This is a genomic window from Rhodopseudomonas sp. BAL398 (assembly GCF_033001325.1).
In the GTDB taxonomy this organism is placed as follows: domain Bacteria; phylum Pseudomonadota; class Alphaproteobacteria; order Rhizobiales; family Xanthobacteraceae; genus JARJEH01.
The window spans coordinates 4970546-4984205 of the sequence record NZ_CP133111.1 but is presented as its reverse complement, the minus strand read 5'-3'; the positions used below and the strand labels follow the sequence as shown (position 1 = coordinate 4984205).

The 13660-nt window shown below is 65.5% G+C and carries 12 protein-coding genes; 8 read left to right on the top strand and 4 right to left on the bottom strand.

All coding sequences use genetic code 11. The features are described from left to right. Positions 1–783: 783 nt before the first annotated feature. Positions 784–1929 carry an ABC transporter substrate-binding protein gene (locus tag RBJ75_RS23435; RefSeq protein ID WP_411194533.1) on the bottom strand — a complete coding sequence of 382 codons (1146 nt, stop codon included), beginning with the start codon at positions 1927–1929 and terminating at the stop codon, positions 784–786. Between the two features lie 409 nt (positions 1930–2338). Here RBJ75_RS23435 and RBJ75_RS23430 point away from each other — a divergent pair, with 409 nt between their 5' ends. Further along, positions 2339–3667 carry an outer membrane protein gene (locus tag RBJ75_RS23430; RefSeq protein ID WP_044418015.1) on the top strand — a complete coding sequence of 443 codons (1329 nt, stop codon included), beginning with the start codon at positions 2339–2341 and terminating at the stop codon, positions 3665–3667. An 89-nt stretch (positions 3668–3756) separates the two neighbouring features. On the opposite strand, the gene RBJ75_RS23425 is transcribed toward RBJ75_RS23430, so the two are convergent. Then, positions 3757–4683: a methyltransferase domain-containing protein gene (locus RBJ75_RS23425; protein ID WP_044418013.1), complete on the bottom strand. Its 927-nt coding sequence runs from the start codon at positions 4681–4683 to the stop codon at positions 3757–3759. A gap of 89 nt (positions 4684–4772) precedes the next feature. Here RBJ75_RS23425 and RBJ75_RS23420 point away from each other — a divergent pair, with 89 nt between their 5' ends. The 5 genes from RBJ75_RS23420 to RBJ75_RS23400 all read left to right on the top strand — a co-directional run bounded on the left by RBJ75_RS23420 (position 4773) and on the right by RBJ75_RS23400 (position 10175). Beyond that, on the top strand, positions 4773–5810 hold the full coding sequence (locus RBJ75_RS23420; RefSeq protein ID WP_044418018.1) for a ligase-associated DNA damage response exonuclease: 1038 nt from the start codon (positions 4773–4775) through the stop codon (positions 5808–5810). Beyond that, a complete protein-coding gene (locus tag RBJ75_RS23415; protein ID WP_317528545.1) occupies positions 5807–7672 on the top strand; it encodes an ATP-dependent DNA ligase in 1866 nt (621 codons plus the stop codon). Before RBJ75_RS23420 ends, RBJ75_RS23415 begins: the two co-directional genes overlap by 4 nt. 71 nt (positions 7673–7743) lie before the next feature. Then, complete coding sequence (locus RBJ75_RS23410) at positions 7744–8046, top strand: DUF6460 domain-containing protein (RefSeq protein ID WP_044414918.1); 303 nt, start codon at positions 7744–7746, stop codon at positions 8044–8046. A 21-nt stretch (positions 8047–8067) separates the two neighbouring features. Then, positions 8068–9393: an MATE family efflux transporter gene (locus tag RBJ75_RS23405; protein ID WP_044414914.1), complete on the top strand. Its 1326-nt coding sequence runs from the start codon at positions 8068–8070 to the stop codon at positions 9391–9393. A 47-nt stretch (positions 9394–9440) separates the two neighbouring features. Next, the gene (locus RBJ75_RS23400; RefSeq protein ID WP_044414916.1) at positions 9441–10175 is read left to right on the top strand and encodes an MBL fold metallo-hydrolase; all 735 of its coding nucleotides are present in this window, start codon (positions 9441–9443) and stop codon (positions 10173–10175) included. 140 nt (positions 10176–10315) lie between these two features. Here RBJ75_RS23400 and RBJ75_RS23395 read toward each other — a convergent pair whose 3' ends face one another. Together RBJ75_RS23395 and RBJ75_RS23390 are read right to left on the bottom strand one after the other, a co-directional pair. Further along, entirely contained in the window at positions 10316–11410 is a 1095-nt protein-coding gene (locus tag RBJ75_RS23395; RefSeq protein WP_044416306.1) for a quinone-dependent dihydroorotate dehydrogenase, read from the bottom strand. Continuing rightward, positions 11407–11790 (bottom strand): DUF952 domain-containing protein, encoded by a 384-nt coding sequence (locus RBJ75_RS23390; RefSeq protein WP_411194483.1) that lies wholly within the window; start codon positions 11788–11790, stop codon positions 11407–11409. Before RBJ75_RS23390 ends, RBJ75_RS23395 begins: the two co-directional genes overlap by 4 nt. Before the next feature lie 252 nt (positions 11791–12042). On the opposite strand from RBJ75_RS23390, the gene RBJ75_RS23385 reads away from it, so the two are divergent. After that, positions 12043–12669 carry a helix-turn-helix transcriptional regulator gene (locus RBJ75_RS23385; RefSeq protein WP_044416304.1) on the top strand — a complete coding sequence of 209 codons (627 nt, stop codon included), beginning with the start codon at positions 12043–12045 and terminating at the stop codon, positions 12667–12669. Between the two features lie 204 nt (positions 12670–12873). Further along, positions 12874–13635, top strand: coding sequence for a carbonic anhydrase (locus RBJ75_RS23380; protein WP_044416302.1), 762 nt, complete (start codon positions 12874–12876; stop codon positions 13633–13635). Positions 13636–13660: the final 25 nt, after the last annotated feature.

Here is a 13660-nt window from a genome sequence, read left to right as displayed (position 1 = left end):
ACAAAGCCGGGGCCCGCTTGACAAACCGCTCTATTGATTATATTCCTATTTCGTCCTGTCCACGAGGGGCGCTTCGCGAGGCGTTCGGGAAGTGGGACAGATCACCGGGCCGGGCAACCGGACCGGTCAATGGCCCGGCGCAGCCAGCCTGCTGGCGAAGCCGGGTTGGATGCGGCGTCCTGCGCCGGCGTCTCGCAAGCGCCGCCCGGGAGGCTTTGGGTCCCCGTCCGAGCCCATTACGAGGCTCTGCGACTTGTTAGTTCGCTGGACGTGGGGCGGGTGAACGGCGGGAAACCGTCGGGATCAGGCGGTGCAAAGGCATCGCGCCCGTCCCCGGAAGCACGGGCCTGAAGCCGAAAATCGCCGCGGTGGGCGCGCCGATGCGGCGACGCGCGATCCGCTTCGCCGCGGATTGCGAACCACCACCCCCGCGCCGCCCGGCGCGCCCCCGCCCCTCGGTTGGGGCGGAAACTTGCACATAACTCGGGCTCGCGCGAGCCGCGAGATCGCGGACTGATGCGCTGAACTCATCGTGGCTGTTTGACAATTGAATTTGAAAATTGAGCGCGACCGTGTCCCGGGCGCGATGCGGCATTCTTCATGCCGCGTCGCAGAACCGGGACCCCGGTTCGACCCGGCCACACCATTGGACGCCGGATCATTGGCGGCCGTCATTGCGAGCGCAGCGAAGCAATCCAGTGGCAAAAGCAAGGACTGGATTGCTTCGTCGCAAGAGCTCCTCGCAATGACGAGCGTGCAGCCGGACTTCTCAGCCGCCTTGCGCTATTCGGTCACCGCCTTGTCCGAGACCTCCCACTCCTTGCCGTCGAACTGCATGGTGTGCAGCGTCTTGATCGAGGTGTAGTCGGTGGGGGTGTAGGAGTAGCTGACGTCGTCCAGCATGTGCGGCGCGCGGAAGCCGCCCAGCATCGAGGCCTGCTTCAGCACATTGGCACGGGTCAGGTCGTCGCCGCAGCGGCGCAGGATCTCGGCCATCGCGACGGCCTGGCCGTAGCCGGCGAACGCGATCGAGTTGTCCGCCGCGACGTTGGGCAGATATTTTTCGCGCAACGCCTCGAACGCCTTGACGTCGGGATCGTTGGCGTATTTCGGCGACCCGATGTCCTTCACGTAGGAAATCGCCACGATGCCCTTGGCGTTTTCGAATCCCGCGGCGTGAAGAATCGAGCGGCCGGTCGACCCCGCCGACAGCAATTGCAGCGGCTTCCAGCCGAGTTCCGCGACCTTGCGGATCGACTGCGACGTCGCCTTGCCGGTGGTGATGTTGTAGAACACGTCGGCACCGGATTTCGACAGGTTGATGATTTGCGAATCGACCGTCGGCTCGCTCAGATCGTAGCTCTGCTCCGCGATCACCTTGGCCTTGCCGCCAGCGTCTTCCAGCACCTTCTTGAACGGCCCGAGAAAGTCGCGGCCGAAATCGTCGTTCTGATACAGGATCGCCACTTTGGCATCCGGCTTCACGCTGAGCACGTATTTGGCGAGGATCCGCGCTTCGGTCGGGTACAGCGGCAACCCGGCCATGGTCCATTTGAAGTGCTTCGGATCGTTCCACTTCGATGCGCCGGTGTTGAGCAGCAGCTGCGGCACGCCCTTGGAGTTCAGGTATTTATGCACCGATGTCTGCGGCGCGGTGCCGAGCGAACCGTACAGCGCCAGCACCTCGTCCTGCTCGACCAGCCGCCGCGTCGCCTCCACCGCCTTCGGCGCGCTATAGGCGTCGTCGCGGGTGAGGAATGTGACCTTGCGGCCGTTGATGCCGCCCTTCTCGTTCAGCATCTGGAAATAGGCCTCGCCGACGCGGCCGAGCACGCCATAGAGCGAGCCCGGGCCGGAATGCGGCACGGTCTGGCCGATCTTGATTTCGCTGTCGCTGGCGCCGGGGCCGTATTTTTTCCCGGCCGCCATGGCCGGATTGGCCAGAATCGCCGCGACCGCGACGGCGGCCACAGATGTGAAGACGGAATGGTGACGCAAATCCATTGGCATTCTCTCCCAGAGGTGTCGGCGCCGTTACGCGGGCCGCTCTTTTTCAGCCGCCGCGTTGATCGCAGCTTGATGGCCGACGGCATCCTGTGCGGGCCGGTCCGGCTTGGCAATCCCCTCGGTCGAAGACCGAAATGTCGGTTCTGCCGCCACCGGGGCCGATGACTCGCGCGGGATCGCTGCGCCGCCGCCGAAATTGCCCCCCGAAACGAAAAATTTACGCAATTCTTCAACCGCTTGGGTCGCAATCTTGGCGAGTGTGGCGGCGCGGAGACAGCGAAACGGGGTCGCCGGGTGTAGATTCATTGCTCAATTCGAATTGGAGTCGTCGATGAAACGAATTCTTGCCGGTGCGATGCTCGTTGGAACCGCAGTGAGCGCGCAGGCAGCCGACATGGCCGTCAAAGCGCCCTACCTCAAGGCCCCGATGGCCGCGATCTATGATTGGACCGGATTCTATATCGGCGTGAACGCAGGCGTCGGCATCGGCCGCAACCGCACCTCGCACAGCTTGAACAACGATACGCTCTACATCAATCCGCAGGGCGGCTTCGGCGGCGGCCAGATCGGCTACAACTGGCAAACCAACTCGATGTTGGGGCCGATCGTTTACGGTGTCGAAGCCGATTTCCAGGGCGCGGGCCTCAGCGATGACAGCGTTTCCGTGCTCCCGGCCACCCAGTACAACCAGAAGAGCGATTGGTTCGGCACGGTTCGCGGCCGCATCGGTCTGGCGACCGGACCGGTGCTCAGCTATTTCACTGGCGGTTACGCCTATGGCAACCTGAAGACCACGGTCAATGAAGGCGGCATCGCCGCATTCTCGGACAGCAAAACCGTGACCGGCTGGACCATCGGCAGCGGCGTTGAAGCAGCGCTCGGCGGCAATTGGACCGGCAAGATTGAATATCTCTACCTCGACATGGGCAACAAGACCGACACCTTCGGTCCCGGCGTCCAGGTCCTCAACAGCAAAATCCGCGAAAACATCTTCCGCGTCGGTCTGAACTACCGGATTGGCGGAAACAATGCGGGTTACATCGCGCCGGTCGCGGCGAACTGGACCGGCTGGTATCTCGGTGGCAATTTCGGTTCCGGAACGGGCCGTGATCGCAGCTCCATCGCCGGCATCAACGAACAGTTCAACCTGTCGCCCGACGGCGTGAATGGCGGCGTGCAGGCCGGCTACAATTGGCAGATGGCGAACTGGGTCTACGGTCTCGAGACCGACATTCAGGCTTCGAACCAGAAGGACGACAAGACCGTTGTGGCGCTCGGCCTCGCCTCCTTTAACGCCAAGCTGCCCTGGTTCGGCACCGTTCGCGGCCGCCTCGGTTACTCGGTTGGTCAGACTCTGTTCTACGCAACTGGCGGTTTCGCCTACGGCGAAGTGAAAACCAAAGTCAGCGTGCTGGGCCAGACTGCCGAGGTGTCGAACACCCAGACCGGCTATGCCGTCGGCGGCGGCATCGAGACCCCGTTCAATCCGCTCGGGCTGTTCGGACCGAACTGGACCTCCAAGACTGAATATCTCTACGTTGATCTTGGCTCGCAAACTCAGGGATCAGGAACAACAACGTTCACCACTGATGTCACCGAGCATGTGCTCCGCACCGGCCTGAATTATCACTTCAATTCGCCGACCGTCGCGCGCTACTGAGCCTTTCTTTCTCCCGTAAACTTCAACCCCGGCCTCACGGCCGGGGTTTTTGTTTGTGGCGCCGCTTGCGGGGATCGGATCTTGCGCGATCAGATCCTGGTCGCGATCGCAACCAGGCCCGGCACCGCGACGCCGCCCTCCTGGCGGGTCGACATCCGATCCAGCCGTTGCAGCCGAAGGCCCGCGCCGGCAATCGCGACGCGCAGATAGCTCTCGCTGTGGGCGTAGCGCAGCCCCGGCCCCAGGATCACGCCGTCAGCATCATGGCTCTCGGCGGTGAAGGCCAGCACCCCGTCCGGCGCCAGCACCCGCGCGATTTGCGCCAGCACCGGGCCGAGCTCGTGCAGATAGATCAGCACATCGGCGGCGATCACCAGATCGGCGCCGGCGGCGCCCCGGCGTTCGAGGCCGTCGACGATCTCCGCCACTTCGAGTTCGGCATAGAGCCCGGTGGCGCAAGCGCGCTCGATCATTCGCGGCGACAGATCGATGCCGATGAACTCGCCCACGACCGCCGCGAAGGCGCCTGCGGCAAGGCCGGTGCCGCAACCCAGATCGATGGCGTGGTCGAACCACATCGGCCGCGCGGCGGCGGCGCGAACCCCGAGCACGGCCTTGTACAGCACTTCCGGACCGCAATAGCCCAGCGTGCCGACCAAGGCGGATTCGAATTTCGGCGCATATTGATCGAACAGCGCAGTGACATAAGTCGGCGGCATGGTTGCGAGGCTGGCGGCGCCGAGCCGCATCAGCCGCAGACCGGCGCCGTTGCGGTCGCCTTCATCGCTGCTCTGGGCATGACCGAAGGCGATGATCGCGCCGGCGCGGTCGCCGAGCTGTTCGCGGACCTCGCCCAGGGTGAACCAGGCGGTGGCAAAGCCCGGCGCCAGATCGGTGGCCTGCACGAACAGGTCCTCGGCCGCCACCAGATCGCCGCGCAACTGCAGATCGCGCGCGAAATCGAACCGCCGATCGGCGATCATATCGCCCGATGACATGAACAGGCGTGCTGGCATTTTGGGAACCGGTTGCCGAGGCGGGAATTCGCAAGTGTCGACAGACTCGCGGCACTCGAATGAACTCGCCGCCGGCTTATATAGCTATGATGCGCCCGCACGACATACTGATTCCCGCCGCCGCCGGCCTGTGCTGCAAGCCGGGCGGCTTTCACATCGATCCGGTGCGGCCGGTGGAGCGCGCCGTGATCACGCACGGCCATTCCGACCACGCCAGGGCCGGCCACGGCGCCGTGCTGGCTACCCAGGAAACCCTCGACATCATGCGGCTGCGCTATGGCGAGAATTTTGCCGGCAGCACCCAGGTCATCGGCTATGGCGAGCAATTGCGGCTCGGGGACGTCACGATAAAATTCCACCCCGCCGGCCATGTGCTCGGCTCGGCGCAGGTTGCGGTGAGCTGTGGCGCCATCCGCATCGTCGCCTCGGGCGACTACAAGGATGCGCCCGATCCGACCTGCGCGCCGTTCGAGATCGTGCCCTGCGACGTCTTCATCACCGAGGCCACGTTCGGACTGCCGGTGTTCCGTCATGGCGATGCGGCCGCCGAAGTCGCCAAACTGCTGGCCTCGGTAGCGCTGTTTCCGGAACGCGCCCATCTGGTCGGGGCCTATTCGCTCGGCAAGGCGCAGCGGGTCATCGCGCTGATCCGTCAGGCCGGCTATGACGCGCCGATCTATCTGCATGGCGCGATGGAGAAGATCACCGCCTATTATCAGAGCCGCGGCGTGCCGCTCGGCGAGCTGCGCGCGGTCAAGGGCGTGAAGAAGGCCGATCTGGCCGGCACCATCACGCTGGCGCCGCCATCGGCGACCTCGGATATTTGGACGCGGAGGTTTCCCGATCCCGTCACCGCTTTCGCATCCGGCTGGATGCGCGTCCGCGCCCGCGCCCGGCAACGCGGCGTCGAACTGCCGCTGGTGATTTCCGATCACGCCGATTGGGACGGGCTGACCGCGACCATCAAGGCCACCGGCGCCGGCGAGATCTGGGTCACCCACGGCCAGGAGGACGCGCTGGTGCATTGGTGCGCGACGCAAGGATTGGCGGCGCGGCCTCTGGCGCTGGTCGGCTATGGCGACGAAGACGGCGACGAACCGCCCGTAAGCGAAGGCGCCACGGCATGAACCGTTTCGCCGAACTGCTCGACCGCCTCGCCTATGAGCCCGGCCGCAACAACAAGCTGCGGCTGATCACCAACTATCTGCGCGCCACCGAGGATCCGGATCGCGGCTACGCGCTGGCCGCATTGACCGGCGCGCTGTCGTTCAAACATGCCAAGCCGGGCCTGATCCGCGAGCTGATCGCCGCCCGCACCGACCCGGTGCTGTTCGCGCTGTCCTATGATTACGTCGGCGATCTGTCGGAGACCGTGGCGCTGATGTGGCCGGCGCATCAGCACTCCGCCCTCATCTCCCCTCCCCCTTGCGGGGAGGGAGCCTGCCCCGGACTTGATCCGGGGGCGGGGGTGGGGGTAGCCACAACGGCAGCACCCGCAGCTTACCCCCCACCCCAACCCTCCCCCGCAAGGGGGGAGGGAGCAGGCCCTGCTCGCGGCGAGCGAGCAAATTCGACTCCCACCGAGTCGGCAAGTAGCCGCCACAACAATCCGCCGCCGCCGACCCTGACCGAGGTCGTCGCCACGCTGTCGACGCTCGGCAAGGCCGAACTGCCGGCGCAGCTGGCGCGGTGGCTGGACGAGCTCGACGAGACCGGGCGCTGGGCGCTGTTGAAGCTGGTCACCGGCGGAATGCGGATCGGGGTGTCGGCGCGGCTGGCGAAGACCGCGGCGGCGGCGCTCGGCGACAAGGATGCACATGAGCTGGAGCTGATCTGGCCCGGGCTTTCGCCGCCTTATCTCGAGCTGTTCGCCTGGCTCGAAGGCCGCGCCGCCAAGCCGATCAATCTCGATCCGGCGCCGTTCCGCCCGGTGATGCTGGCGCATGCAATTGCCGACGACGATTTTGCCGCGATGAATCCGGCCGACTACATCGCCGAATGGAAATGGGATGGCATCCGGATTCAGGCGGTCAGCGGCCGCGATGCCGACGGCAACATTGTCGCGCGGCTGTATTCGCGGAGCGGCGAAGATATCACCAGGAGCTTCCCCGACCTGCTGCCGTCGCTGCGACTGCCCGGCGCGATCGACGGCGAATTGCTGGTGCTGCGCGACGGACGGGTGCAGTCGTTCAACGTGCTGCAGCAGCGCTTGAACCGCAAGACCGTGACGCCGAAGCTGATCAAGGACTATCCGATCCACCTGCGCGCCTATGACCTGCTCGGCGACGGTGACAGCGACCTGCGCACGATGACATTCGCCGAGCGCCGCGCCCGGCTGCAGCGCTTCATCGCCGAGCTCGCCGATCCGCGGATCGATCTGTCGGAGACGATCGATTTCGCCGACTGGGCGGCGCTGACCGCGGCGCGACGCGATCCGGCCAGCGCCGGCGCGGGACTCGATGCCGACGCGGTCGAGGGCGTGATGCTGAAGCGCCGCGACGCGCTGTATCTGCCGGGCCGGCCGAAGGGCCAATGGTGGAAATGGAAACACGATCCGCACATCATCGACGCGGTGCTGATGTATGCCCAACGCGGCCACGGCAAGCGCTCGTCCTATTATTCCGACTACACGTTCGGGGTCTGGACCGACGGCGACGATGGCGAGCAATTGGTGCCGGTCGGCAAGGCCTATTTCGGCTTCACCGATGAGGAACTGTTGCAGATCGACCGTTTCGTGCGCCGCAACACCACTGAGAAATTCGGCCCGGTCCGCCATGTGGTGCATGAGCCGAATCAGGGCCTGGTGCTGGAGGTGGCGTTCGAGGGGCTGGCGCGCTCGCCGCGGCATAAATCCGGGGTGGCGATGCGGTTTCCGCGAATCAGCCGGCTGCGCTGGGACAAGCCGCCGCGCGAGGCCGACCGGCTGGAGACGCTGGAGCGGATGCTGACGGGCGACGCCCCGATTCCGCCTGCAGCCGGCGGCCATTGACGGGATCAAACCGGTTCCCCATTTGCGTTGCAGCGCCTATCATGCGCGCTGATCCGCGCGGGAGACCAATGATGCCAAACGACACACGGGAACTGCCGGCGAACCGGGACAGCCTGACCCGCTTTCTGGGCGGCTCGCCGCTGGCGGTGGCGTTTCGGCTGGTGCTGCTGTCGGTCCTGGTCGGCGTGGTGCTGGCGGCGATCGGCTTCGATCCGTGGAACATCATTGTCAGCATCCGTATCCTGTTCCAGCGGATCTGGGATCTCGGCTTCGACGCCGTCAACGGGCTGTGGCGCTATTTCCTGCTCGGCGCGGTGATCGTGGTGCCGATCTGGCTGCTGTCGCGATTGTTCGGCGCACCGAACGGGCGGTAATCGAGCCGCGAGTCCACGACAATGTCAGCCGGTTCCGGCGTGACCAACCGGCGCGTATTCGCGATCGCCGGGCCGGCGATGCTGGCCAATCTGACCACGCCACTGCTCGGCGTCGTCGCCACCACGGCGATCGGCCAGCTCGGCGACCCGCATCTGCTCGGCGGCGTGGCGCTGGCCTCGGTGGCGTTCGATTGCCTGTTCTGGCTGTTCGGCTTTCTGCGGATGGCGACGCTGGCCTTCACCGCCCAGGCGCTCGGCTCCGGCGACACGCTCGAGATCCGCGCCGTGCTGGCGCGCGCGCTGCTGCTCGGCTTCGCCATCGGGCTCGCCCTGATCGCGCTGCGCACGCCGCTGGCGACGCTGACCTTCACCCTGATGGGCGGCAGCGACGCGGTGACCGCGGCGGCGCGGCAATATTTCTTCATCCGGCTGTGGTCGGCGCCGCTGATGCTCGGCAACTATGTGGTGCTCGGCTGGCTGGTCGGCCAGGCCCGCACCGGGATCGCGCTGGCGATCCAGGTCGGCATCAACTGCATCAACATGGCGCTGACCGCGTTCTTGGTCCTGGTCGCCGGCCAGGGCATCGCCGGCGCGGCGATCGCCACGGTCACGGCCGAAAGCTGCGGCTTCGTCGTCGGCCTGATCGTCGCCTGGCAATTGCTCGGTCGGCGGCTCGGCGTGTCGCGCGCGATGCTGCTGGATCGCGCCCAGCTCTCGCGGCTGTTCGTGATGAACCGCGACATCATGATCCGCACCGCCGCGCTGATCGCCGCCTTCCTGGTCTTCTCCGCGCAGAGCGCCCGCGCCGGCGACCTGACGCTGGCCGCCAATGCGGTGCTGAACAATTTCCTGATGATCGGCTCGTTCTTCCTCGACGGCCTCGCCAGCGCCGCCGAGCAGCTCTGCGGCCGCAGTTTCGGCGCCCGCAACCGCCGCGCCTTCGCGCATGCGGTGCGGCTGGTGCTGATCTGGAGCGCGCTGTTTGGCGCCGCGGTGACGGGACTGTTCACGCTGTTCGGCAATGCGCTGATCGACTTCATCACCGCCAGCCCGGAGATCCGGGTCGCGGCGCGCGAGGCGATGTGGCTGGCCGCGCTGGCGCCGCTCTGCGGCGTGGCCGCCTATGCGTATGACGGGATCTATATCGGCGCCACCTGGGCGCGCGAGATGCGCAACCTGATGCTGATCGCATTCGCCGCCTATCTCGGAGCCCTGTACCTGCTGGCGCCGTTCGGCAATAGCGGGCTGTGGACTGCGCTATTGTTGTTCCTGCTGTGCCGCGGGGCGCTGCAGGCGCTGCGCTATCCGGCAATGGTACGGGTTTCGTTTCCGCCGGGATCGGGGTAGAGCAGAATTCCGGCCGGCTGATGGGGCCAGATCAACGGAACGAAGCCATGCAACTGCGATTTGTCGGCTGCGGCGATGCGGTGGGATCCGGTGGGCGGCTCAATACCTGCTTTCATGTCGGCGGCGAGAAGGTCAATTTCCTGATCGATTGCGGCGCGTCGTCGCTGGCCGCGCTGAAGCGCTACAACATCGCGCGCGACGACATCGACCTGATCCTGATCACGCATTTCCACGGCGACCATTTCGGCGGGCTGCCGTTCCTGCTGCTCGACGCCCAATTCGCCAAGCGCAAACGGCCTTTGGTGATCGCCGGTCCCCAGGGCATCGACATCAGGCTGACAAGGCTGCGGGAAGCGCTGTTCGAGCATTCGTCCGCTACCCTGCCGACCTTCGACCTGTCGGTGATTGCGCTCGAGCCCGGCGAGGCCCGTGACTTCGGCGGCGTGACGGTGACGCCGTTCCCGGTGGTCCATGGTGATTCCGGCGGTCCATTCTTCGCCTACCGGGTCGAGGCCGAAGGCCGCACCATCGCCTATAGCGGCGACACCCAATGGACCGAAACCCTGGTCAACGCCGCGCATGATTCCGACCTGTTCATCGCCGAGGCCTATTACCACGACAAGGTCGTCAAGAATCACCTCAGCCTGAAGACGCTGGAAACCCATTTGCCCGAGATCAATCCGAAGCGGCTGATCCTCACCCATATGAGCGACGACATGCTGCGCCGGCTCGACACCCTGCCGCATATGGCGGCAAGCGACGGGCTGGTCGTCGAGTTGTAGCGCCACCCTCTCGTCATTCCGGGGGGCGAGGCCGCAGGCCGAGCGAACCCGGAATCTCGCGGCGAGGCCGTGCGCTCAAGCGAGATTCCGGGTTCGCTCGCAGCTATCGCTGCGCGCGCCCCGGAATGACGAGTCCTTGCTCAGATCGGCCAGTCTTCGGCGGTGATGGTGGGGGCGTCGGCGCCGACGATTTCGGACAGCGAATCGCGGCCGGTGCGCAGCAGCGTCGAGGCGAGGTCGGCCTTGATGCTCTCGACCAGGCCGAGGCCTTTATAGACCAGCGACGAATAGACCTGGATCAGACTGGCGCCGGCGCGGATCTTGGTCAGCGCGGCGCCGCCGGAATCGATGCCGCCGACGCCGATTAGCGGAAACGCGCCCTCGGCACGGACAAAGGTCTCAGCCACCATCCGGGTCGACAGCCGGAACAGCGGCCGGCCGGACAATCCGCCCTGCTCCGTGGCCCGCGTCCGCTCGCGCAAGGTCGGCGGCCGCGCCAGCGTGGTATTGGCGACGATCATGCCGTCGACCCGGCGCGAGCGCGCGATATGGACCACATCGTCGAGTTCGGTCAGCGTCAGATCCGGCGCGATCTTCAGCAGCACCGGCGTATCGCCGGCGTTTTGCCGGACCCGTTCGCGGGCCTCGATCACCTTGGCCAACAGATCGTCGAGCGCCGCCGCCTGCTGCAGATTGCGCAGGCCCGGCGTGTTCGGCGACGAGACGTTGACGGTGAAATAGCTCGCCACCGGCGCGAAGGTTTCGATCAGCTTGACGTAGTCGGCGACGCGATCGTCGCTGTCCTTGTTGGCGCCGACATTGACGCCGACGATGCCGGGAAGCTGGGCGCGCGCCGCCAGCCGCCGCAGCACGATTTCGGCGCCGTCATTGTTGAAGCCCATGCGGTTGACGATGGCCTCGTCGCGTTCGAGCCGGAACAGGCGCGGCCGCGGATTGCCGGATTGCGGGAGCGGCGTCACCGTGCCGATTTCGACAAAGCCGAACCCCAGCCGCAGCATCGCGTCCGGCGCCTCCGCATTCTTGTCGAAGCCGGCGGCGATCCCGACCGGATTAGGAAAATTGAGGCCGAACGCACGCATCGCCAGTTTGGGATCGTCCAGCGGCGGACGGAACTGCGGCAGCAGGCGCAGGCCCTGGATCGCCAGGCGGTGGGCGTCTTCCGGATCCAGCCAGCGCAGCAGCGGCAATGACAACGCATCGAAGGCCCGGATCATCGCGGCAGCTCCGGAACGTCATGGCTGCCGTCGGGGCGGGTGTGCAGTTCGACAATGGCGGTGACCGCGCCGAGATCGAGCTCGCCATACAGATGCGGAAACAGCGCGTCGTCGCGCGAGGGCTCCCAGCGCAACGCGTCGCCGAGCGCATCGGCATCGACCGCGACCAGGAACAGCCCGGTCTGGCCGACATAGTGCTTGCGCAAGGTGCCCGGCAGCTGGTCCGCAGTGGAGAAATGAATGAAGCCGTCGCGGGCGTCGTCGGCGCTGCCGCGGTACACGCCCTGACGTTCCGCCTCGCGCCAGGCGGAGGCGTCACAAATTTTGTAAATCCTGCGCAAGGGCCGGGAATCCTGCTGCGGCTGATCGGTCTGCATCATGCCTTATCGGGGCCGCCGCCGGGGATCCGACAACGTTCGTTGAAACAAAGGCTTACCGGTGTCCTGGTGGTGACGGTTGGCCGCGATCCGGAAAGGCCGCGACCGACCGTATCGGCCGCCCCTGCGCACTTCAAGAGCGCGTTTTATTGCCGCGCAGGATTGCGCGATCGCCAGCACTAAGGTAATAATTCCTAGTTTCGTCAAGTATCTCACCCGCCCGGCGATGCCGGGCCTCTGGACCCATGGACCACCATGCTGACTCATGATCAGATCTGGACAGCATTGGATCGACTTGCCGAGCGGGCCGGCCTGTCGCCGTCGGGCCTCGCCAAGCGCTCCGGTCTCGATCCCACCACCTTCAACAAATCCAAGCGCATCACCAATGACGGCCGCGAGCGTTGGCCGTCCACCGAATCGGTGGCCAAGGCGCTCGCCGCCACCAACACTGCGATCGATTCCTTCGTGCAGCTGATCGACAACCGCGCCCGCACGGTGCAGTCGGTGCCGCTGCTCGGCCTCGCCCAGGCCGGCTCCGGCGGCTTTTTCGACGATGGCGGATTTCCGGTCGGCAAGGGCTGGGACGAAGTCGGCCTGCCCTCGGTCAATGACGAACACGCTTATGCGTTGGAAATCTCCGGCGATTCGATGAAGCCCGCGTTCCGCGACGGCGACGTCATCGTGGTGTCGCCCGGTACTGCGATCCGACGCGGCGACCGCGTCGTGGTCAAGACCACGGACGGCGAGGTGATGGTCAAGGAGCTGAAGCGCCGGACCACCAAGGTCGTCGAGTTGCAGTCGTTGAATCCCAGCCATCCGGACCGGACATTGTCGCCCACCGAGGTCGAATGGATCGCCAGAATCGTGTGGGCCAGCCAATAGAGCATGATCCCGAAAGGTGGATCCCGGTTTTCGGAAAAGATCATGCTCAAACAAGCTCGAGCAGGATGACGATTCGAAAATAAGTCATCCTGCTCAAGCCGGCTTCGCGGCAGCACAGGGGCGGCCCGACCCGTCTTTCGGCGCGATTGATATCACCATCGAATCGGTCCCAAATAGGGTGGGAACCGAGCCGAGGAGTCTCCTATGAACCGTCGCCATGCATTGAAGGCCCTGGCGGGTCTTGCGCTGTGTCCGATCTGCGCCTCGGCCGGCCTGGCCGCGGAGACTGCCCATCACTGGGGCTATGACGGCGAAGGCGGACCGGCCAAATGGGGCGAGCTCGACGCCGCCAACCAGGTCTGTTCGGTCGGCTCGCAGCAATCGCCGATCGATATCGGCGCAACGGTGCAGGCTAACCTGTTCCCGATCGAGATCAACTGGGCCGACAAGGCCGACACCATCGTCAACAATGGCCATACCATTCAGCTGAATTTCGCCGAGGGCAGCAGCACGCTGAAGCTCGGCGCAGTCAAATTCGCCCTGCTGCAGCTGCACTTCCATCACCCGAGCGAACATATGATCGACGGCAAGAATTTTCCGATGGAGGCGCATTTCGTGCATCGCTCGCCCTCCGGCGGGCTCGGCGTCCTCGGCGTCCTGTTCGAGGCCGGCAAAGCCAATGCCACGCTCCACAAGATCGTCGCGACGATGCCGGACCACGCCGGTCCCGCGGTGAAGGCCGACGCCGCGATCAATCCGAATGCGCTGCTGCCCGAAAAGCTCAGCTATTTCCGCTATGAGGGCTCGCTGACGACGCCGCCCTGCAGCGAAATCGTCGACTGGATGGTGCTGACCCATCCGGTGGCGGTGGCGAAAGAGGACATCGCCGCCTTCGCCAAGCTCTACCCGATGAATGCGCGGCCGGCGCAAAAGGACAATCGCCGCTTCGTGCTGCAGTCGAACTGAGGCGCGGGGCGGCCGAGGCAGGCTG